We start from the raw sequence: 20,943 nt of genomic DNA, 5'->3' as shown, positions 1-20,943 counted from the left end.
TTGTGATCCTTGCGTTCTGCCTTGGGAAGCTTGGCCACCTTGAGTAGATTGTGCGTTTTGTTTTCTTACTTGTTGTGCATTATTTTGGCTTGCGAACTCGGTTCCGTATTGACCTTGTGATCCTTGCGTTCTGCCTTGGGAAGCTTGGCTTCCATCTTGAGCATATTGCGGTTCTTCTTGTATAATTTGTTGAACACGTGGTTCAATACTCTCAACAAGTGATTGTGTTTGTTGAGCAGCATTTTGGTAAAGTTGCTTGGCTTGTTCATTGTCTGTACCAAGAGAAAATGTCTCAAAGCTCGCCTGCGCACTTTTCAATCCTGCAAGAGTTTTCTTAACGTCATTGATTACTGTCATGAATAACGCCTCCTTATGTTTTTTTAACCTTTTTTAGAATGATGAATAAGAAGATTTTTTATTCATTCCAATTTTTCTGTTTTTAAATGACCAAAAACCCACAGTTATGTAATTATTTTTGACGAATGGCACCATTTCTTTAATAGTAGCCTAGTTTCCCTATCCCCATCAATTCCTCTATTTGACGTTGACTGTCAGATTGCCTTTTAAAACTTTTCTGTATTACATTTTTTATCTCCAATGCCTGACACCTTCCCGTTTTTTTTATGATTTATACTTTTCGATAATAAATAGATCCTCTAAATTCTTTTTAAAAGGGAAATTTTGAAAATCATACATATAGGCCCCTACTGTTTGGTGAGTAAGGGCCTGAATATTAATGTTGTTAAGTTAAAAAGTTGTTAAGTTAAAAAAGTGACGGGTTTTTTAAACTGGTCGCTTCATGATTTAAAAGAATTGTACTAGGGTCAATGCTTCAGCCAATGGGAAATTTATTAAGAGAAATATTCCGAAAGAAGAAAAAATCAATGGAAAGACAAAAGATCCCAATCCCTCGGAAGGAAGAAAACGTATTTGTTGAAACTCTCGCAAAAATTTTATATTGAAATATATGGATGAAGATGTGTTTCATAGTATTTACAGAATAACTCCTATGAACTTTAATGAGCCTTAACCGGGGTGACTTATACAACATCATCGTGGAAAGTTCTGTGATTGAAGATAAAGTTGGTGCTGTAAGTTACAGTGTTCGTATAAAAAGGTGGAAAGTAGAAGATATTATTAAAAGTGAAAAACCAATAGAGAGGTCGATAAAAATGAATTTTAAGTGGGTAAGGCTATTAACAGCAGTTTTTCTATCTGCCATCATGTTAATGGGGTGTAATAATGTAGAAGATGATAATAATCCACCACCTGAAGTGGATGTAGGTCCTGATACAGAAGAACCAATTGAAGATCCTAAAGATGCAAATGACCCGGATAGTAAAGATGAAAATAAAGATGATGAAACTGATTTAGTGCCTGATACAGAAGAACCAATTGAAGATCCTAAAGATGCAAATGATCCGGATAATAAAGATGAAAATAAAGATGATGAAACTGATTTAGTGCCTGATACAGAAGAACCAATTGAAGATCCTAAAGATGTAAACGATCCAGATAATTTAGATGAATAAAGATTAAAATAGGTATACAGCAATAAGTTTCAACACCGTTTGTTTTCAAACAGTGTTTTGTATGTTTCAAATTGAACTTAATGATATATCCTAAAAAAAGAGTGACTTTTCCAATGTGATAAATCTTAATCCCCAGTATTATGGAGACTAGCTCTGTATGGAGAGGATAGAGAGCTAAAATAATTAATAATAATACACTGGAGAGTATGAATAAAAAGGGTATGCCAATGGATAGTACGGATAAGGAGGGTATGGGTATGGGTATGGGTAGTATGGATAAGGATAATATCTATATCTACTCAATAATGCACCAGCCAATAATCCACCTAATACTCCTCCCAATACTCCTCCAAAAAAAGGCCTCCAAAAAAACGGTCTAACAAAGTAAGGTCTAACAAACCTAATTGGTCTTCTCCCAAAAATTCTTGTGTCAGATTGCTTTATTTCGTTTTCTATAGGAGACAATTGCATGTCTTCATTCATAAAAACAGTCCTCATTTCATTTTTTATGTAATAAAGATATGCGATTACCTGTCTCGATTCTTGGGCAAGTATCCTATTTAATACAATTCTGTTGCACATTGTTATGTAATACGAAAACTCAAAAATATGGTAGCCTAAAAGTCGATATAGGATTTTCTGCATAACAAAAGCATATGAAAAAACGCTGATCATGGTCAGCGTTTTTTCAGTTTGACTTTATTTTGATTGTTGAGATAACTGAAGAGACCACTTTTAACTTCCTTTCTTATATTGAGTATATTCAGTTTTATCTTATGTTCCTCAATTTCCCAATAATAGACATTTGCCTACCCACCCCCTAAATTAGAAGATACCAAATTTCTAGGAAATTATTAAACCGTAAAAAGCGTTAAGCTTCTTGGAATCTTAAATTATGTTACAGGTGAAGTCTTTTGGTCGTTTTACCCAATTAGGACGAAAAGGAACCTTTTAGCCCTATATAGCAAAGTAAAACGAAACCCCTTTTTGTTTTTCCACCCATTCCCATCGTTAAAATTCCTGCAACAACAACAAGCTAATAATAAAATGATTTAGGGGTGTCTCATGAGAAAAATACCAAGGTCCTTATTGGTTACTGTTTCCATACTTTTTCTTTTATCCATCGGGTTACTATTTCTGTTCCAAAATACAAGAAACACACAGAATCAGGAAAATGAAACGGAAACTGTCAACAACAGATTTAATCCCCCTATTACCAGAGTCCAAAATGTTGAAAACGAAAGAAATGTTCTTCAAATAAACAGCCTTTCCATGGGTGAAACCATAAAGAATCACTTAAGAAATGATCCTTCCGTTTTTCTCATTAAACACAATGAAAAAAATGAGAGCCATTATATTAAGAACGAAGTAACCGTCAAGTTCAAGATTCATCCAACGACGCAGGATTTAAATCGGATGGTAAGGGAGATAAATGGCAATATCATTAAAAATCTGAATTCGACGATTGCTTTTCATTCCAATGAGTTTACGACTTTGGAACTGATTGAATATTTTAACGAACGGACTAATGTTGAATTTGCTGAACCCAATTATCTTTATCTGCAAAATCAAGTTGAATTTCCTAATGATTTACTGTACCACGAACAATATCAATGGAACCTGCCAGTCATTCACACAGAAGCAGGCTGGGATATTACAAGAGGGGATGAACATATTATTATTGCTGTTGTAGACAGCGGCGTTGATCTAAACCATCCTGATTTGAGAAGACGTTTAACAAACGGATACAATGTACTAGAGAATAACGATTTCCCTGATGATGACAACGGCCATGGCACCCATGTCGCCGGAATCATTGCATCGGAAACAAACAACCGAGAAGGCGTTGCTGGCATCACCTGGTATAACAAAATAATGCCTGTTAAAGCAATGAGTGCTGAAGGGTATGGGACGACCTTTGATGTAGCAAAAGGGATTATTTGGGCAGTGGATCATGGAGCAGATGTAATCAATCTGAGTTTAGGCAACTATCAGCCCTCTTCCTTGTTGAAAGAATCAGTTGACTATGCCTACGATCATAACGTCGTCCTGATTGCTGCTGCCGGAAACGAAAATACCAGCCAACCGAGCTATCCAGCTGTCTATCCTGAGGTTCTAAGTGTCGCCGCCGTAAGTTACACGGGACAACGTGCCCCATTTTCAAATTATGTAGATTATATTGATGTCACAGCTCCTGGTGTCCAAATTTCTAGTACCTATTTTAACCAGCAATATGCAGCCCTGTCAGGCACATCTATGGCTTCGCCTCATGCAGCGGGACTAGCAGGCCTTTTACTCTCTGCGAACCCTGATTTAACTAATAGAGAAGTAATTGACATTATTAAGAATACTGCTTATGACCTGGGAATCCCTGGAGCTGATAGCGATTTCGGCAGTGGCTTAATTGATGTAAAGAATGCACTGGAAGCTGCCCAAATTCAATAATCGGAAAACTCTCACCCTGTAGACCCCATGCCAGGCAAAAGGCAATGAACCTTTAGGACTGCCTTTTGCTGTTAAAAAACACCCTACAATTTCCGTACAATAAATGTGTCCCAAGTAGTTCCCAATTCTGAGGAACAAGCCAGTCACGTGCATAAATTTGAAAGCCCATTAAGATTTTGTTTGTTGGAATCACTGTAACTGTATAGTTAAGGACACGCTTGATTTGATTAATGGGAGAGATAGCCTGTGGCGGTCCCTTTTGGTAACCCCATTCATATGTCATCAGCACAACGAAGTCGAGAAGCTGTCCGTGCACAGGGTAATCATATGCTTTAACTAATAATCCCTTTTGATCGGAGCTAGTTTTTGGGGCAAGGAGGAAGACACAAAATAGCCTTCAGGATGCAATCGATCCCCTGCCCTTTGGAGAAAGCGATTGTAGAAATCGCGGTCCTCTGGTGCTACACTTTCGAAATCTATATTCAATCCACGGTAACCTTTATTTCTCATAGTATTTATGACGTTGGTCAATAATTTTTCCACTAAACTTAAATCAGAAAGAATCGTATGTGCAAGCTGTGTTCCCGCTTCTATAGCGGAAAAATTCGTTATGCACATCACGGGAACAACCCTAGTCGAATGCGCCGCTTGTATGGTCGGGTTGTCATCAATGACTTCCAAGCTTCCATCTTGCCTCATTCTATAATCAAATGGACTTACGTATGTCAAATCGTAGGCTACCTCACGTACCTGCTCCGCACCGGCTTGCCCATACACGTTTGTAAAATCATTCACATCAATGGTGGTTTTCAGTTTTTGGGGAATCTTTAATATCTGACCGGGATAAATATTAGAAGGGGGTCTGTAATTCGATTGGTCTGCATAATCCTTGAACAGTCGTTCCATAACGTCTTGCTATGTCATAAAGGGTATCTCGTTCCCTTACTGTATGATAAAGACCGGAATGGTAAGTCTTTGGCCTGTATAGATAGTAGAAGGATTTGTGAGGTGATTCGTTTGCATGATTTCCTGTATGGTTGTTCCAAACTGATTCGCGATTTTTTGGATAGTATTCCCTGGTAGAACTCTGTACTGAAGATAAGGTTCAGGAATTAAAAGTGCTAGGCCAATCACTAGCTTATCGGGATTTTCAAGGCTATTGATCCTAACAACTCGGTTGGTGCTGACACCAGATTGCTGGGAAATCCTCCACAAGGAATCCCCCCTATTCACCACATGGATTTTCACATGCACGGCCCCACTTTCCTTCATAGTATTCCATTCATTTTATTCCTGTAAAGCCCTTTTATGCTTCATGGCGTTCGGTATTCCATAATTCTGAGTTTTTCACTCTTCTAGCTTATAATTGTTCCCCAAAAGGTGAGCCCATCATATATATCTAAACAATTCCTTCGTATTCTAAACGTATACTCGCTACACAGGTTGTACATATTAAGAGAAAAACAAGGGAGTGATTTCACTTGGAGTGGATCTATAGTCTGTACCTGTTAAATACGTTCTTTATGTTATTCATAGCAATTTGGGAAGTTCGTCGTCCTGCCAAAGCTTTAAATTGGATAACAATCGTCCTTATTTTGCCTGTCATTGGCTTCTGGCTATATCTTAGCATATCAAATCCTAAGCTTATTCATCGGAAAAGATTAACCTCTTCTCATAATAAGTCTGATAAATTGCCTGATACATATAGTGATTCAGCATCGGTAATCGCTGATGCTTTACGGCATTTCACTGTTCATGGGCTTCGAGTCGGCAAAGTTCAAGTACTAAATAATGGAATAGCAAAATATGAACAACTAATCGAATCCCTACAAAAAGCCCAAAAAACAATTGATCTGGAATATTACATCTATCGGAATGACCAAATTGGTAATCGCATCACAGAACTGCTGATTGAAAAATCAGTAAACGGAGTCCGGGTTCGTTTTATTAGAGATGGTTGGGGGAGTAAAAAATTCCCGCGTCAAAAAATCCTTCAGATGGTAGAAGCAGGGATAGAATGCCGGACAATATTTCCTTTACGCTTTCCCTGGATTATGTCCAATTGGAATTACCGAGATCATTGTAAAATTGTCACCATCGACGGAAAGGTATCTTTTACTGGTGGTATAAACGTGGGATATGAATATACAGGATTAAAGCCAGACGTAGGATTCTGGCGGGACACTCATTTGCAAATTATAGGGGAAGCAACAGCTGATTTGCAGACTGTCTTCGACGTTCATTGGAATATCGCTTTGCCGGAACGGATAAAGTCGAAAACAAGTTGGAAAACAAAATCTGAGATAGCGAAAAAGCCCACTAAATTCCCCAAAAATAAATCACAGGAAATCAATCCAACCAGTAGCGTAGATCTTTTGAGATGGTCTGCCGAATGGGGATCTGAATTGAGTGCCTTAGATGGTAAAGAGAAAGACAAATCCCCAAAGACAGGGACATTGCAAAAAGCGTACATCCATACGTTGGAAGGAAATCCTGGAATTCCTACTCCAGTCATTCGGCAAGCTTACTTTATATGTATAACACAGGCGACCAAGACGATTGATATAACAACACCCTACTTTGTACCAGAAACAGATATTATCATGGCATTAAAGACAGCGGTGGCTCGTGGTGTGCGCGTAAGGTTGCTGGTTCCTCGCCACATTGATCAAAAAATCGTGGGCCTTGCAAGCCGTACCTATTACGGGGAACTTATAGAAGCTGGAGTCCATATCTACCAGTACGACAAAGGAATGTTGCATGCGAAGCTGATGATCATTGATGAGGAAATTGCAGAAGTAGGCGCTGCAAACTATGACATGAGAAGTTTCCGTCTGAATTATGAAGTGTGTCAAGTCTTGTACAGTGCTCATGTGGCGAGGGAACTCACACAGCAATTCGAATACGATCTTACTGATTCTGTGTCGTTGCACATAGAAGATTTGCTGAAGCGTTCCCTTTCACAGCGTATTATTGAGCAAGGAGCTCGTCTGCTTTCTCCATTGTTATAAATCCTGTTTTTCTTGTTCTATTCTAAATGTAGATTTAGAAGTTTACACCGTTTTTAAATATTACTGAATTGTTGAAAAAAGTCGTAAACTCGTGTTAAAAACTTCTAGCACGTTTTTTTCTTATTTACGATGAAAATAAATCACCGGAAAATGGTAATAATAAAAAAAGGTGGCGCTAATAGTTAGAATCGTTTTTATTTTTACAAAAATATCTGTTTGTAAAAATACTTTTAATTTAAATATAGGAGTGATATCAATAGATGATATATTTAAAAATCTAAAGGAAATACGTTTATTAGAAGATAAGCATTGAATATACAGTTCCAACCATTTTAAGGGATAACTCAATTTCTTAGTTAAACAGTTCTTTCCTTCTAATGTGTTGCCGATATAAAAAAATTCGTAATATTTTCATCTAAAAACAACCTCCGCACTACTAAAAAAATTTGATACATTAGCCATAATTTGATTATGGGACTCAGAAAAAGTACAATTTAAACGGGAGGAAAAATGCCTTGGGAGAAGTTAATATTTGGTTACTGACGATCAAAGTTGTGGTAGGTTTTGGCACTTTATTTTTTATCATTATCATAACAGGCAGAACATCCATCTATCAATTAACCCCGTTTCACTTAGTTTTTGTGTTAGTGCTTGGGGATTTTTTAGGAAATACCATTTATGAAGATAAGGTAAGGACTTTCCATTTTTTATATGCAATCGGATTGTGGACGCTTCTCATGTTAGGTATAGAGTTTATAACTCTAAAAAATAAATCGACACGTTCTCTCTTATTAGGCAATCCTAACATCATCATTCGGGATGGTGGCATGGACCGAAAGTTACTTAAAAAGAACAAATTGGATGTAAATCAAGTATTGAGTTTGCTTCGACAAAATAATGTTTTTTCAGTTCGCGAAGTCAAATACGGTATACTGGAAGCTAATGGGCAAATAAGTATATTATTAAAATCCAAGTATCAAAAACCAGACAAGCAAGATCTCAATCTTTCAGAAAGTCCAGTAGACCTCCCAACATCGTTAATTATAGATGGGGAAATTTCATGGGATAATTTACATGAACTCGGATTTGATCAACAGTGGTTAGATAACCAATTAACTGCCAATGGATATGATAATGAAAAGCGTATACTCTACGCAGATTGGCTTGAGAGTGAAGGCATACATATAAGTCCCAGATAAAACTTCTTCATTTTAAAACCTGAATACCTAAAACACGTAACTGTAACTTAAAATCTAAACAATTTTATAACTCCGATAAAAGGTAATATAAACCATACCCAAGTTGCTAATCGCTTCCGCCAAAATACGATAACCGTGTAAGACCAACAAAAATACGGTGAACGAGATAACACAACTACGATACACCATTATGTTCAAACGAGAAATAATGTCCATGCATCTTTTTATCTCCTAGCCATCAAAGAAGTAATCATTCCTATAATACAAATAGTTAAGAAAGAAAAAAGGAATGCTTTTAACTCTAACGTATTAAACGCCGCTGTTACAATTAGACCATCTATCATGAAAATAACAACCCCTATATTTATGGAAAAAGCTTTCGAAATAAATTGGGCTAACAAGTCGGTTCCTCCGGTACTTGCTTCATATCGAAGCATGATCCCTACTCCTATTCCAATCAATCCCCCTCCTAGTAACATACTCGAAAAAATAGGTAGGGAAAATTGGTTTCTTAAAGGCGCTAGCCAATCAATGAATATAGAAGCAACAATCAATCCTAGAAAGCTATTATAAAAGAATGTTCGTTCATAGATCCACGCGTATATGCATAGAGGGATGCTTAAAAGAAACATAGCTAAACCTGTAGGAAAATCAAAGTAATAATGTAGGATAAGAGCAATTCCCGTAATCCCTCCGTCTAACAAATGATGGGGTATTAAAAAACCGTTTATTCCTATACTCAATAATAGACTACCTATAAGTATAGCCGCTGCTTTCTGAAAAATATAAATCACCTTCATTTGTTTACCGTTAATATATGTACAAGCATGTTATTTCAGAAGGAGGATAAGATTTGTAACGAGTTCTGTATAGCAATTCCCACTGTTCATATAAGCCTTTTAACTGTCTACAAGTCATGAGAGTCCCTTTTACTGTAATTTTTCTTTTAATTCGCGGCATGATTCTTCCCATTCCTCTAAGGTTTTTATATCAAAGAGTTCTAAAAACATCGGTTTCCTACTTTCCTAAAGAAATAAATGTAATTACACCATTCCACCAAATAATCAGGGTAGTATTTTGTTCCTCTGTTTTTAAAACATCCCTCCTCTCGGAAAATTCAAGGCTTATTTTAACTACTTCGTTTTTCGTGCATGTATAACCTAAAAAGAGATGTACTGTCATTCGATCTTAGTCTTTTCGTGAGATTATAAAACATAGAGGCGGGAAGGAAGCAAACAAACTACTTGGATTAGTCGTTAACATCAATTGTATTAACTGTTAATGAATTGTCGGTATCTCTAACAGAAGCGTAAAATATATCTTTGATTTGATGATATCCTTTTGCCTTTAGTTCCTGCTTTAACCACTCTTCGTTCTTGTTGATTAATTTTAAATTATACTTTTGAACTTTCCCTTCAATCACAACGGCAATAGGTAATCCATGGTATTTCACTTTCATATGTAAATGCTTTGGAGTAATAGGAACTAACTCTTCCTTAGGTAAAATGCTAATTTCACCAGTTGCTTCCAAAATCGCATATTCAATATTCTGAATATCTGGGTATCCTGATGTTCTTAGATTCGATAATAGTTCAGCTAAAGGATATCTACTTTTCCTTAAATTTTTATATATAATTTTGCTATGTTTAATTAGAATAGTCGGTTTCCCAATAATAAAAGGGTTTAACCAATTTAATAAACTTAATTTTGATATAAATAGATGGACGCATGTTATAACAATGATTCCAATAACCCCCTCCATTACTCCTTCTATTTTAATAGACCCAAAAGCTAAATAAGATAAAAAAAGAATGGCTCCAAAATCGTGAGGGGTAAGTTGTGCTAGGGCCGATTTCCCTAAAATTTTCACTGCTAAAACAAACACAATATATATAAAAATTGATTTAACTAAAAAAATAAACACTGCTAACACCTCTAAGAAAGTTTACCTTAGTCCGAAATCGGACTAAGGGTTTTAAACTTTTTGCCATCTATTTGAATACAGGGGTAATGAATCAAAAATTCAAGATCTAATTTTACCGATTAGATAAAATATTAATTTTTATTTATCTATTATTAAACCTATTTAGGATGGGTTGTACGGTTGTTTGTTTTATTTTATTCCTGCGTCCTCTTGTCATTCCATAAACCGCAACAGCTCCGACTCCTAAACCTAATAACGAAAGCATCCTACCCCTATTTTTACGTCTATTTCCAAACATCCATCTGTTATCGCGGATAAAATTGAATAAGGAAGTTAACCAACGTACGTTGTTTATTTTTGTGAGCATCTCCTTGATATTTATGTGAAAGAAAATGTTCTTCCAATGAGGTACAGTTCATTTATTGAGAGGCTTTTTTTCTTTTTGAAAACGATATAACAACTTAATTACTTTCCTCTCTTTTCTTTTGATCGCCTTGATCGTTAAAGAAATTCAAGGCAATATACTGTGAAAGTAAGCCATTAGCAAAATAAAAAAGCATCCACTTCCAGTCTTCCGAATCCGGACGGCCTACATTCGGATAAAACATACTATGTAAACCTATCAACATTGCACATAAAAACGAGGCTGCTGAAGATACTAAATAAACCCCTTTGCCTATTCGCTTATTCATCCATTACCACCTTCTTAGTATTTATGTTGTCCAAAACTTATGGTGTCCAAAAGAGCTCAAAAATGTAGTATATTTTTGAAAATTCGACTAAGGTATCGTGAAAACTGATCCTTTTTGATCGTGCATCACCATGTAAATGAAACAACCATTATCCTTTTAAAATAGGGGCCACTTTATCAATGGCTTCTTGTAATTTTTCACTATTTTTACTATACATCTGCTTCGCTTCTTTTGATTCAGTTCCAAGAGCAAACAACTCCAAATCCGCTTGACATTTTTTCATGGTTGCCAGAATTAAAGGCCTTTCTTGAGGAGATGGAACTTGCAGCTGATCATCAAAAAGGTCAACTGTTAATTCCCCATAAGAATTTACCTGCCCAAGAAAAACATTTTCAATCGTAACCCCTAGTTTTTCCAGTTCTGTTTGTAACCAACCTCGATTTCTCCCAATAGTGGAAAGTGGCTCATCCAATATTTCACCGTCCATAATGACGGTCTGTGGTTCCTTAACGGAAGAAACAGCGATGTTCAAATCCTTTGCCGTTAAAGGTTGGTTCTCCTTCTTCAACAGTACGGATAAATCTCCAGTTGCCTCTAGTACCGCGAATTCCACGTCAGAAACCTGATAGACATCTTTCTTTCGAAGCAAATCCAACAACTCGTCCGTTGTGTATCTTTCCTTTTTTAAATTATCTTCCATAATTTTTCCATCTTTAATAAAAACAGTCCCTTTTCCTTCAATAAAGGTACGGAAAGATTTACTTTTCAACGAAATATAACCAGCAATAAATGGAATGGCCGCAAAAGTTAAAATCCCCACTATTCCTAAATGGATTTGTCGTTCAAGACCCGTAACCACTTCCGCCCCAATACTCCCTATTGTAATTCCAATGACATACTCAAAAAAAGAAAGTTGTGATAGTTGCTTTTTACCAAGCAATTTTGTCACAAAAAACAGGACAATTAGAAACAAAATGGAACGAACAATTACATCCAACCAATCAGGCATGATCTACTACCTCCTCTTATCTTAAAATCCTTTATACTGGAATTCCTCTCTCTCCAATTCTCCAACCCTTTTTTTCAAATCTCTCACGATCTCGTTTACTACCATCATGGTTTCATGCAGGGTACGTTTCGATTCATCATCTTGAGTTCGTACTGCTAAACTGGAAAAACTGGCTTCTATGCCTTTGAGACTGGCAAGACATTGTTTTACTTCCGATGCAATGGTCATCTTAACACCCTCCTTATCCCTTTGGTTTAAAAATCAAAGCTCCCAACACACCGAAAATGATGGCAGCTGAAATGCCGGAACTTGTCACCTCGAACATCCCGGTAAGGACACCGACCAACCCGTGTTTTTCGGCTTCCTGCATGGCCCCATGTACAAGTGAATTCCCAAAGCTTGTAATCGGAACGGTAGCTCCTGCCCCAGCAAAATCAATAAGTGGTTCGTATAACCCGAAGCCATCTAAAATAGCACCAGCGACTACAAGAGTAGTTAATGTATGTGCCGGTGTAAGCTTAAAAACATCAAACATAATTTGCCCAATGACACAAATCGAACCACCTACGACAAAAGCCCAGAAAAAAATCATAGCTATTGTTCACCCCCGTATTCAATCGATACCGCATGGGCAATACAAGGAATCGTTTCGTTTTGCTGAAAGGATAGGGGGGATAATAAGGCTCCTGTTGCCACCACTAGCATTCGTTTAAATTCACCTTTTTTCATTCGGTTTAATAGATGACCATAAACCACCGTTGCTGAACACCCCGCACCACTAGCTCCTGCTAGTACCGGTTGTCCCTCCCGGTAAATCATCAGCCCACAATCCTGGTATTGCTCTTCCTTGATAGGGGTTCCATGTTTTTTAAATAAATCAAGTGAAGCTGCGTGTCCAATCTTACCAAGATCCCCGGTGACGATTAAATCGTAATAAGATGGATGAATGTTTCGTTCCTTTAAATGAGCTTCAATGGTATCAACTGCAGCCGGAGCCATCGCCCCTCCCATATTAAATGGATCGGTCATTCCCATATCAATGACACGACCGATTGTTGCAGAAGTAACACGCGGTCCTTCCCCGGAATTACTTAGCAAAGCCGCACCAGCACCTGTCACCGTCCATTGTGCAGTAGGTGGTTTTTGTCCACCGTATTCCGTTGGATAACGAAACTGTTTTTCAACGGCTGTATCATGACTGGAAGCCCCTGTTAATAAATATTTGGCACCGTTTGTATTGACAATATAGGCCCCTAGAGCCAATCCTTCCATGGAGGTAGAACAGGCACCAAACAATCCAAAATAAGGGGCTCCAATTGTTCGGCTCGCGAAACTTGTCGGGGTAATCTGGTTGATCAGGTCTCCTGCGAGGAGAAACTGAACCTGTTCCTTTTGAATCCCCCCTTTCTCCATTGCTTTTTGACAAGCTTCTTCAAAAAAGACTTTATGTGCTTTTTCATAGGAATCCTGTTCGAGCCATAAATCGGAATGTAGAAGATCAAAATCTTCTGCGATCGCTCCATCTGCCTCAAATGGTCCTCCAACTGTACCGGTAGAAATAATCACCGGCTTTTGTTCGAAGATCCATGTACGATGACCTGCTAACATCACAAACCACCCCACTGTATCAAAATCGTTTTAATCAAAGCAATCACAAACGCGGAAAACACGCCAAAAACAATCACGGGACCGGCTAATTTAAACATATTTCCCCCTACACCTAACACAAACCCTTCGGTTCGATGTTCAATGGCAGCTGAAATGACTGCGTTTCCGAATCCAGTAACCGGTACAGCTGACCCGGCTCCTCCAAATTGTGCAATTCGATCATACACTCCGAAACCTGTAAGAAGCATAGCAATAAAAACTAACGTTCCCACTGTTGGATTCCCGGCCGTTTTGTCGGTAAAATCAAAATAAGTAATATAAAACGTTTGGATGACCTGACCAATAAGACAAATGAGTCCACCCGTCAAAAACGCTTTTATGCAATTTTTAACGACTGGTCTTTTTATTTCATTTTGTTTTTGAATACCTTGATACTCCTGTTGAACAGGTGTTAATTTTTTCTTTTTACTATTGGACATGGGTACACACGCTCTTTCTCTTTACGTTTGTTCCTTCATAAGGGTTTTGATTTTATTGAAATCCTTTTCTAATTTCTTCATATTCGTGTTATCCTTTTGGAGTTTTTGTTCTAATTGTTCCAGTTCCAAATACATTTTTTGATCGGTAGAAACGAGGACTTTATGATCTGGAAAGCTTTTTTCTAAGTCAGATTTTACTTTCTTTTCAATTTTCTTTAATCGAAACCGATCAAATTGATCAACTTTTATCGCTACTAACAGCTCCTTATCTGTATTCACTGCCTTCACATCCCAAGTCTCTTCCTCCGTCATCACCTTTACTTTCGCTCGGTTGGCAACAGATTGGCTGATAGGGTTGATTGTATGTACTTGTGAAATGCTCAAACCCTCACTGTCATCACCCACCTGATTTTGATTTTCGGTACATCCCGAAGCTAAAATGATAACCATTCCTACTAAAAGACAAGTGTTTATTTTGAATTTCATGAAATCACCTCTGTGTTTATCTTTAATTGAAGGTGTAAAAAAGGTTGGTTGACACTCAACCAACCTTTCTTCTTACATTACTTATTGTTGTTTGTATTGGGGTTCTTCTTGTTGAATTTGATCCATTCTTGTTGTAAGACTGTCAACAATCGTTTGTGTTTGTTTAGCAGCATCTTGATAAAGTTGCTTGGCTTGTTCATTGTCTGTACCCAGAGAAAATGTCTCAAAGCTAGCCTGAGCACTTTTCAATCCTGCAAGAGTTGTCTTAACATCATTGATTACTGTCATGAATAACACCTCCTTATGTTTTTTAATCGCACGTATTCAGAATGGTCAATTAGAGGATTTTTATACTTTCTAATTTTATTCATTCCCCCCCGCGTGCCACTAAAAGATAAGAACCACACAACCAAACCACACTAGTTACACGGTTATTTACTTACTTTTGGCGAGTTGTACCATTTTTTCTATAGTAGCCTCGTTTCCATATCCCCATTAATTCTTCTATTTGACGTTGATTATAAGATTCTATTTTAACCCTTTTTTGTACGACATTTTTTATCTCCAATTCATGACACATCCCTCTTCTTTTGAAAAATCTTTTTTTATTGTCGACATTAAAATGAAATTAATGACGAATGAATCCCAAGGTATTTTCACCAATTTTTCCCGGTTTATCCTTTCCTAGTATTGAAGAAGCCTTAGTAAAATAGAGCACCACTCCTTTGTCGGTGACCCCATTTTCAAGACAAATCTTTTAGAATAGTAAACTTAACAAACTCATCACATAAGGTCATTGTTTGGAATTCGTAACAACCCAATAATCCTTTAGAGAGGTACCCGACATTTCGTGAATAATGCACGTTTTTCGCGTTTTGTCTGCACTGTGTGCTGCTTAGTTACATGCTGCTTTAACTTAACTAAGCAGAATCTATTCCTTAAACAGGATAAATGCCTAGTCATAGGACAATAGCGGAGCATAGTATGGATTGAATTTATTTATGAAGATAAAAATTATAAAGGGAGTGGTTCTTTTGAAGAATATTGGAATATGTGCTTTTTGTGAAAGATACTTTTGGAAAGGTCAACTTTCATCGTTACCAAACGATTCGCTTCACTTTAACCGCAAATACTGTCCAAGATGTTATCCTGAGGTCTTAGACGAACATACCAAACTTTATTATGGGTTTAGACTTTAGAGGTTATTGGAGTTTCACAAACATTTTAACATTGTCGGTGCTACACCATGCCCATCAAGCTAACAATATGATTTCCTAGCTATGCAACGATTTTGCCTCCGTTAATAACGGTTGCTGGAAAAATGGGCATGTTAAATACGCCTCTAAAAAAAGGCATTTTTTTCTTTTTCACTAGGCAGCTTGTTTCTGCTTCATCGTTGATTCATACACGACACCAAGAATATCAAAAACGGTCATCTTCTTATACCGATGACATTTACGTCCATTTTTCTTAAGCAGTTGATAGAGGCGATGCAGAATCGTTACAAGTTCATTTGGGCCACCTATCATTGCCCGAAACAGTAACGGAAAGTAATCCTTAATCATGTAAATCGCTTTGTATTCGCTCAGCTCTTGTTTTTTCTTTTCCAGCAGGAGCTGTCGCATTTGAAACATGGTAGAGGAACAAAGAAGAATGCCGATTAATTGCCCATATAAATGGCACTCTAGGCGTTCTCTCTTGACGTTCTTACACTTATCAATTTCAAAAAACGACTTCCACGTTTTAAATAAAATTTCAATCTGCCAACGTAATGAATACAGAGCGTGCACGTAATCCATCGGCACTTCTTTTGGTAGTGTGTTCGTGATATATACGTTGATACCCATTAGCTGCTTACTCTTGTCCTTCATAACAATGCCTTTCTTTTTCTCACGTACGGCTTGGTTTTTCAGACGTGTTTCGGTTTGAACATTCGTTAATCGGTGGACGATTACACGTGTCGGTAATTTCTGAATCTGGCCAATGTAAGCTTCCGAAATTTCAAGTGTCTCACCCGATTCCAGTTCTTTCATGATCTGTGCCATATCGAGCTGAATATATTCGGTCTGCTTCTTCAGTGTACCGTTTTTGAAATACTCTGGTTCAGGATTTTTCACATAAATACGTGTATTTAATTTCAATCGAGATATATAATAGGCTCTCAACTCATGAATCGTTTGTAAATCTCGTAGGTCAAAATAACCTAAGTCACGCAGGCATAAATCACCTGCTTCAACGCTTTCAAGACAAGTCGTGCCATAGGTTTTGTCATTATTTTTCCCTGGCCCTAGCTGCACGTTTAAAAATTGGCCACTCAGTAAATCGTATTCCAATTGGATTTTCACCCCCGCAGTATTACTACTCCCTCCAGAGCCTTGATAATCAGTGGCGAAGGAATCAGGTAGCTGAAACACAGTTGCATCTAAAATCCGAATACGTTCGAAAGCAGAAATCATGTGTGAAGATAGCGATTGTGTCGCACAGAGTTTCTGTGTTAGGAGCGAAGTAAAGACTTCTCGGAGGAATGCGACAGCTGCTGGATTAAAACGTTGATTGAGTCCCTCTTGGCTCATTAGTACGCCCGTCGAAGCCTCTAACCGACTACATAGTTGCGTAAGCGATGTACTAGCGACTTCTTGACTGAGCCAAACGCAAAGGGCGATGAGTTCATCTGCTTGATACTTACTAGATCGCTGCACAAAACCAACTTGTTTGGCGACTTCTTGTAGGACTATCGGAGATAGAAAGCGTTGTAATTCTTGTGAGAATAGATGTAATTCTTCAGAAAGCGAGAGATTCATAAAAAAAACGTCATCCTTTTGGAGTACTTTATTGAAAGAATAACGTTTTTTTTATTTTGGGGGAAATTCGTTTCGTTAGCTTGATGGGCATGGGGTAGCATCAGGAAAATGCGGATTTACAACGATAAGGAAGTTTCAATCCATAAAAAAAGCCGATTTCCAGTCTTGAACTGCACCCCAATTGTTAGACACAACTAACAATTGGAGGTGCAGCTTTTTTATGGCGAGATTTTCTTCAGAAGAAAAAATACAGGCAGTTAGACAATATATAGATGGTAATGAGGGAGGAAAAACTATTGCTAAATCTACTGGTGTTCATCCGAGTTTACTCCATCAGTGGATTAAACAATTTGAACTTTTTGGTGTTGATGCTTTTGAAAAACGCTATACACCCTACCCCGCACAGTTTAAACTAGATGTACTCAATTATATGAACGAACACGGGACGTCTATCAGGGAAACAGCGGCGATTTTTAATATTCCATCTTATGAAACACTTCGAAAATGGAAAATTGCTTATGAAACAGGAGGATTTGATGCCCTACAATCAAAGAAAAAGGGGCGTCCATCCATGAAAAATAAAAATAATAAGACATCAAATTCTCAAGTACCCGATGAAGGATCAATAGAGGCTTTACAGGCGGAGAATGAACGTTTACGTATGGAGAATGCCTATTTAAAAAAGTTGAATGCCTTAGTTCAAAACAAGGAAAAATCACCAAACAAGACAAAGCACAAGTAGTCTATGAATTAAGGAATGCATTCTCGGTGAAAGCACTTATACAGCTCGCAGACATTCCGCGTAGCACGTATTACTATTGGGTGAAAAACTTCGGTCGTCCTGATCCAGATGCAGAACTGAAAGTATTGATTAAATCTGTTTTCGATGAACATGAAGGTAGGTTTGGTTACCGACGTATTCGTGATGAACTTAGAAATCGCGGACACAAAGTAAACCACAAAAAGGTACAACGTATCATGAAAGAACTAGGACTAAAATGTCTTGTCCGTATGAAAAAATATCGCTCTTACAAAGGAACTGTGGGCAAGATTGCACTAAATATTTTAGATCGCAATTTCAAAGCTGAAAAACCAAATGAGAAATGGGTTACGGATATTACAGAGTTTAAATTATTTGGAGAAAAGCTATATGTATCGCCGATATTGGACTTATTTAATGGAGAAATCATTACGTATACAATCGGTTCAAGACCAACCTACTCACTCATTTCAACGATGTTAGATCAAGCTTTTGAACGCTTAACAGACGACGATACTCTCCTAATTCATTCAGATCAAGGCTGGCATTATCAAATGAAACAATTCCGTGATGCCCTTAGGGAACGTGGCATTACGCAAAGTATGTCTCGCAAAGGGAATTGTTACGATAACGCTGTTATGGAAAATTTCTTTGGTATCATGAAATCGGAACTTCTTTATCTAAAAGAATTTGAAAGTGTGGAACACTTTAAACAAGAACTAGCAAAATATATAGAATACTATAATCACAAACGAATCAAGGCAAAATTAAAAGGCATGAGCCCGGTACAATACCGAGCGCATGCCCAACAGGCTGCCTAACGATATAACCTGTCTAACTTTAGGGGGTCAGTTCATCTCAAGGAATCGACTTTTTTTATGGATTCTTGTTCAAGTAAAGCACCCGATAGTTTAAGTGTAATATTTTACAATCTTTCTTGGGTAAATACTATTACTAAAAGTTTTATTTTAGTTTTTATAAATATTCGAATCTTGCCTCAAATAGCAAACTTGTCATCTGCTATAAACACTTTCACATGTTCCAGGCGCTGGTTCATAAAAACAATGTTCTTTAAATTGACCAGAAAAAGGTTGGTCGTACCATGTTGGAGGACACGGACCATATGGATTAAAGTACCAAAGAGCATATTTCGCTGGGTGATCTCTCCAATATTCCAAATTCCGTCTTGCTAATCTTCTTTCAGATTCTCTTGCTCTTTGATAAAATACATTGCCTTTTTGAACAGCTTCAAAAGAGAAATTTCCTCCTTGTACTTGAAAAATGACTTGTTTAATTGTTCTCAATTCATTAAAGTCAAGACAATCTGCTACAGCACGGTTAACAATTACATTTCCAACATATAGCATTCCTTGTTTTCCTTCGCCTTCAGCTTCTGCTCTCATCATCCTTGCCATTAAGTCAATGTCTGCACTTCGGTAAGCTACTCTTGCCATTTTTCCACCTCCAAAATACAGTATGAAAAAAAGCATACATTCATGTCCTTGTTTATAAAATAAGAATGCTTAGTTTTTAAGTAAAATGAAAACTACGGCATTCTTTTTATACCTTTATTCAACTAAACTGCCAGTTAGTTTAAGTAGAAACCTTCACAATCTCAATAGAGTAGGCTCTATTGAGACAATACCCATAACCATTGGTATGATTCGACGAAATTTACGCGTGTTGGGTTCGGAAAATAAGGGGAAAACAGCCCCATAATCCGGATTTACGTTCTTACGTTTCCTCCTAATTCCTCGAGATTCCGATTCTCTTTGAAGCTTGGCATTCTGGGCCAGTTTTTCACGAAACTCTTAAAAAAGAGGAAGAAATATTTGTATTGCATACTTCATCCGCATTTAACGGGGGTACCCCTTTTTCATTGTTATTTTTGATCCTTTAATTTTTCAAGTTTTTTCAATTGTTCTTCAGACTGCCGTTTAAGTGCTTCATTTGCTTTTTTCAACAAGAAAAACAATCCCCACAGCAAAACGCTAAGAATCACAAAAAATAGGGTTTTATAAATAATTAAAAAAATTACTGAAATAACAGAGATAACTAGCAAAAATATTTTGGTTTTCTTATCTTGGTTTTCAAAAAGTTTTTTGCCCCTTGATCGATTGACTGGCCGCCTTAGCTTCCTGCTGGAAAGGTTCGGGTGTCCTACCGGCTGGAAGGTTAGCCGGCCTGCGCTGTTTTACGATTCGGAAGGCAAAGGGAAAAAATAAAAAAAAGCAGCCGCACGGCTGCTACAGTTTGTAGACAAAAGGGGTTCGGAATTAAAAAATTCCGAACCTCTTTTGAAATTCCTTTGAAATTTTGACCAAAGGTTAAGAGATTTGGGCTCTTCGAGCCACAATGTTAAGCCATTTTAGGACCTTGCCATGTCCAAGTGGCCATCTTCTTTAAATTAATGGCAGCGAAAGTAAGCATCGCTTGCATCGACAATTTTTTAAGTCCCCTTAAAGTAGTCCAACGCATACCATGCTTTTCTTTTGCATCTGCGAATACACGCTCAATCGTTTCTTTGCGTTTCGCATATATAGGTTTTACCTCTTGATGATGACGCAGATGATCTGCTTCTTCCACATATGCTTGCCAGATATGCCGTGTCACTACTTTTTGATGGTCTTTGCTTTCAGTACACCGTGATAAAAATGAGCATGTTGCACAAATTTGTTTTGGCGATTTGTACTCGCGATAGCCCTCTTTATTTGTTGTTGAGTACTTTAAAGTTTCTCCCGAAGGGCAAAGGTAACAATCAAAGTGTTCATCGTAAACATAGTCATGTTTGCGAAAGAATCCTTCTTTTGTACGAGGACGTGTATAGGGTAAAGCAGGTGTGATTTCTTTGTTAATTAGGTAGCTTGTAATCGCTGGTGTTTTATAAGCTGCATCTGCGGCAACTGCTTCTGGTTTTCCAACTTTCTCAATCACTTGCTCAACAAGTGGCTCCAAAATATGACTGTCATGTGTATTACCAGGTGTTACAATCGTTCC

22 protein-coding genes and 1 pseudogene are annotated in these 20,943 nt (G+C 37.5%); 5 read left to right on the top strand and 18 right to left on the bottom strand.

Going from position 1 to position 20,943, the window contains the following annotated elements; genetic code table 11:
* Both AC1DIV_RS27740 and AC1DIV_RS27735 read right to left on the bottom strand, forming a co-directional pair.
* Nucleotides 1-183, bottom strand: a 183-nt coding sequence (locus AC1DIV_RS27740; protein WP_477577854.1) for a gamma-type small acid-soluble spore protein, incomplete at its 3' end; no start/stop codon positions are given.
* Nucleotides 157-357, bottom strand: a pseudogene (locus AC1DIV_RS27735) (DUF1657 domain-containing protein); the annotation flags it as partial. The pseudogene AC1DIV_RS27735 and the gene AC1DIV_RS27740, both read right to left, overlap by 27 nt.
* Before the next feature lie 710 nt (nucleotides 358-1,067).
* On the opposite strand from AC1DIV_RS27735, the gene AC1DIV_RS27730 reads away from it, so the two are divergent.
* On the top strand, nucleotides 1,068-1,532 hold the full coding sequence (locus AC1DIV_RS27730) for a hypothetical protein (RefSeq protein WP_477577853.1): 465 nt from the start codon (nucleotides 1,068-1,070) through the stop codon (nucleotides 1,530-1,532).
* Nucleotides 1,533-1,715: 183 nt separating this feature from the next.
* Here AC1DIV_RS27730 and AC1DIV_RS27725 read toward each other — a convergent pair whose 3' ends face one another.
* Complete coding sequence (locus AC1DIV_RS27725) at nucleotides 1,716-2,015, bottom strand: hypothetical protein (RefSeq protein WP_396020882.1); 300 nt, start codon at nucleotides 2,013-2,015, stop codon at nucleotides 1,716-1,718.
* A gap of 582 nt (nucleotides 2,016-2,597) precedes the next feature.
* Here AC1DIV_RS27725 and AC1DIV_RS27720 point away from each other — a divergent pair.
* Nucleotides 2,598-3,977, top strand: a complete 1,380-nt coding sequence (locus AC1DIV_RS27720; protein ID WP_477577852.1) for a S8 family peptidase — start codon at nucleotides 2,598-2,600, stop codon at nucleotides 3,975-3,977.
* A gap of 336 nt (nucleotides 3,978-4,313) precedes the next feature.
* Here the strand turns inward: AC1DIV_RS27720 and AC1DIV_RS27715 are convergent, their stop codons facing one another.
* Nucleotides 4,314-4,883: a glycoside hydrolase family 18 protein gene (locus AC1DIV_RS27715; RefSeq protein WP_286185149.1), complete on the bottom strand. Its 570-nt coding sequence runs from the start codon at nucleotides 4,881-4,883 to the stop codon at nucleotides 4,314-4,316.
* A 36-nt stretch (nucleotides 4,884-4,919) separates the two neighbouring features.
* Entirely contained in the window at nucleotides 4,920-5,192 is a 273-nt protein-coding gene (locus AC1DIV_RS27710; protein ID WP_413020631.1) for a LysM peptidoglycan-binding domain-containing protein, read from the bottom strand.
* Between the two features lie 266 nt (nucleotides 5,193-5,458).
* Here AC1DIV_RS27710 and AC1DIV_RS27705 point away from each other — a divergent pair, with 266 nt between their 5' ends.
* Both AC1DIV_RS27705 and AC1DIV_RS27700 read left to right on the top strand, forming a co-directional pair.
* Nucleotides 5,459-6,988, top strand: coding sequence for a phospholipase D-like domain-containing protein (locus tag AC1DIV_RS27705; RefSeq protein WP_207440992.1), 1,530 nt, complete (start codon nucleotides 5,459-5,461; stop codon nucleotides 6,986-6,988).
* Nucleotides 6,989-7,503: 515 nt separating this feature from the next.
* Nucleotides 7,504-8,187: a DUF421 domain-containing protein gene (locus AC1DIV_RS27700; protein WP_413020630.1), complete on the top strand. Its 684-nt coding sequence runs from the start codon at nucleotides 7,504-7,506 to the stop codon at nucleotides 8,185-8,187.
* 224 nt (nucleotides 8,188-8,411) lie between these two features.
* Here AC1DIV_RS27700 and AC1DIV_RS27695 read toward each other — a convergent pair whose 3' ends face one another.
* The 11 genes from AC1DIV_RS27695 to AC1DIV_RS27645 all read right to left on the bottom strand — a co-directional run bounded on the left by AC1DIV_RS27695 (nucleotide 8,412) and on the right by AC1DIV_RS27645 (nucleotide 17,186).
* Complete coding sequence (locus AC1DIV_RS27695) at nucleotides 8,412-8,987, bottom strand: YitT family protein (RefSeq protein WP_207440994.1); 576 nt, start codon at nucleotides 8,985-8,987, stop codon at nucleotides 8,412-8,414.
* Between the two features lie 449 nt (nucleotides 8,988-9,436).
* Nucleotides 9,437-10,111, bottom strand: coding sequence for a DUF421 domain-containing protein (locus AC1DIV_RS27690; RefSeq protein ID WP_207440995.1), 675 nt, complete (start codon nucleotides 10,109-10,111; stop codon nucleotides 9,437-9,439).
* 461 nt (nucleotides 10,112-10,572) lie between these two features.
* Nucleotides 10,573-10,803 (bottom strand): hypothetical protein, encoded by a 231-nt coding sequence (locus AC1DIV_RS27685; RefSeq protein WP_207440996.1) that lies wholly within the window; start codon nucleotides 10,801-10,803, stop codon nucleotides 10,573-10,575.
* 148 nt (nucleotides 10,804-10,951) lie between these two features.
* Nucleotides 10,952-11,812, bottom strand: coding sequence for a DUF421 domain-containing protein (locus AC1DIV_RS27680; protein WP_207440997.1), 861 nt, complete (start codon nucleotides 11,810-11,812; stop codon nucleotides 10,952-10,954).
* Nucleotides 11,813-11,833: 21 nt separating this feature from the next.
* Entirely contained in the window at nucleotides 11,834-12,040 is a 207-nt protein-coding gene (locus AC1DIV_RS27675) for a DUF1657 domain-containing protein (protein ID WP_207440998.1), read from the bottom strand.
* Nucleotides 12,041-12,053: 13 nt separating this feature from the next.
* Entirely contained in the window at nucleotides 12,054-12,404 is a 351-nt protein-coding gene (spoVAE, locus tag AC1DIV_RS27670; RefSeq protein WP_207440999.1) for a stage V sporulation protein AE, read from the bottom strand.
* Nucleotides 12,405-12,406: 2 nt separating this feature from the next.
* A complete protein-coding gene (gene spoVAD, locus AC1DIV_RS27665) occupies nucleotides 12,407-13,420 on the bottom strand; it encodes a stage V sporulation protein AD (RefSeq protein ID WP_207441000.1) in 1,014 nt (337 codons plus the stop codon).
* Entirely contained in the window at nucleotides 13,420-13,899 is a 480-nt protein-coding gene (spoVAC, locus tag AC1DIV_RS27660) for a stage V sporulation protein AC (RefSeq protein ID WP_207441001.1), read from the bottom strand. The genes spoVAD and spoVAC overlap by 1 nt, the downstream gene beginning before the upstream one ends.
* A gap of 21 nt (nucleotides 13,900-13,920) precedes the next feature.
* Complete coding sequence (locus AC1DIV_RS27655; protein ID WP_207441002.1) at nucleotides 13,921-14,385, bottom strand: YhcN/YlaJ family sporulation lipoprotein; 465 nt, start codon at nucleotides 14,383-14,385, stop codon at nucleotides 13,921-13,923.
* An 81-nt stretch (nucleotides 14,386-14,466) separates the two neighbouring features.
* Nucleotides 14,467-14,673 (bottom strand): DUF1657 domain-containing protein, encoded by a 207-nt coding sequence (locus AC1DIV_RS27650; RefSeq protein ID WP_207441003.1) that lies wholly within the window; start codon nucleotides 14,671-14,673, stop codon nucleotides 14,467-14,469.
* 1,082 nt (nucleotides 14,674-15,755) lie between these two features.
* The gene (locus AC1DIV_RS27645; RefSeq protein ID WP_413020626.1) at nucleotides 15,756-17,186 is read right to left on the bottom strand and encodes an IS4 family transposase; all 1,431 of its coding nucleotides are present in this window, start codon (nucleotides 17,184-17,186) and stop codon (nucleotides 15,756-15,758) included.
* A 220-nt stretch (nucleotides 17,187-17,406) separates the two neighbouring features.
* Here AC1DIV_RS27645 and AC1DIV_RS27640 point away from each other — a divergent pair.
* Nucleotides 17,407-18,767, top strand: a protein-coding gene (locus tag AC1DIV_RS27640) for an IS3 family transposase (RefSeq protein ID WP_202186412.1) whose coding sequence is annotated in 2 segments (ribosomal slippage) — nucleotides 17,407-17,863 and nucleotides 17,863-18,767 — 1,362 coding nt in all. Because the reading frame shifts where the segments join, the coding sequence is not laid out codon by codon here.
* A gap of 192 nt (nucleotides 18,768-18,959) precedes the next feature.
* Here AC1DIV_RS27640 and AC1DIV_RS27635 read toward each other — a convergent pair.
* Nucleotides 18,960-19,400 (bottom strand): cell wall hydrolase, encoded by a 441-nt coding sequence (locus AC1DIV_RS27635; RefSeq protein ID WP_413020624.1) that lies wholly within the window; start codon nucleotides 19,398-19,400, stop codon nucleotides 18,960-18,962.
* Between the two features lie 904 nt (nucleotides 19,401-20,304).
* On the bottom strand, nucleotides 20,305-20,943 hold a 639-nt coding region (locus tag AC1DIV_RS27630), incomplete at its 5' end, for a transposase (protein WP_477577851.1).

Source organism: Peribacillus sp. 05N428, assembly GCF_056397085.1.
The sequence above is the reverse complement of the archived record's forward strand: the minus strand, read 5'-3'. Positions and strand labels throughout refer to the sequence as shown.

What these genes read in the sequence shown, in the direction of transcription:
- AC1DIV_RS27680 (WP_207440997.1), bottom strand. Translation starts at nt 11,812, where the DNA reads ATGCCTGATTGGTTGGATGTAATTGTTCGTTCCATTTTGTTTCTAATT.
- AC1DIV_RS27675 (WP_207440998.1), bottom strand. Translation starts at nt 12,040, where the DNA reads ATGACCATTGCATCGGAAGTAAAACAATGTCTTGCCAGTCTCAAAGGC.
- AC1DIV_RS27720 (WP_477577852.1), top strand. Translation starts at nt 2,598, where the DNA reads ATGAGAAAAATACCAAGGTCCTTATTGGTTACTGTTTCCATACTTTTT.
- AC1DIV_RS27650 (WP_207441003.1), bottom strand. Translation starts at nt 14,673, where the DNA reads ATGACAGTAATCAATGATGTTAAGACAACTCTTGCAGGATTGAAAAGT.
- AC1DIV_RS27635 (WP_413020624.1), bottom strand. Translation starts at nt 19,400, where the DNA reads ATGGCAAGAGTAGCTTACCGAAGTGCAGACATTGACTTAATGGCAAGG.
- spoVAE (WP_207440999.1), bottom strand. Translation starts at nt 12,404, where the DNA reads ATGATTTTTTTCTGGGCTTTTGTCGTAGGTGGTTCGATTTGTGTCATT.
- spoVAC (WP_207441001.1), bottom strand. Translation starts at nt 13,899, where the DNA reads ATGTCCAATAGTAAAAAGAAAAAATTAACACCTGTTCAACAGGAGTAT.
- AC1DIV_RS27725 (WP_396020882.1), bottom strand. Translation starts at nt 2,015, where the DNA reads ATGAATGAAGACATGCAATTGTCTCCTATAGAAAACGAAATAAAGCAA.
- AC1DIV_RS27695 (WP_207440994.1), bottom strand. Translation starts at nt 8,987, where the DNA reads ATGAAGGTGATTTATATTTTTCAGAAAGCAGCGGCTATACTTATAGGT.
- AC1DIV_RS27655 (WP_207441002.1), bottom strand. Translation starts at nt 14,385, where the DNA reads ATGAAATTCAAAATAAACACTTGTCTTTTAGTAGGAATGGTTATCATT.
- AC1DIV_RS27645 (WP_413020626.1), bottom strand. Translation starts at nt 17,186, where the DNA reads ATGAATCTCTCGCTTTCTGAAGAATTACATCTATTCTCACAAGAATTA.
- spoVAD (WP_207441000.1), bottom strand. Translation starts at nt 13,420, where the DNA reads ATGTTAGCAGGTCATCGTACATGGATCTTCGAACAAAAGCCGGTGATT.
- AC1DIV_RS27685 (WP_207440996.1), bottom strand. Translation starts at nt 10,803, where the DNA reads ATGAATAAGCGAATAGGCAAAGGGGTTTATTTAGTATCTTCAGCAGCC.
- AC1DIV_RS27715 (WP_286185149.1), bottom strand. Translation starts at nt 4,883, where the DNA reads ATGGAACGACTGTTCAAGGATTATGCAGACCAATCGAATTACAGACCC.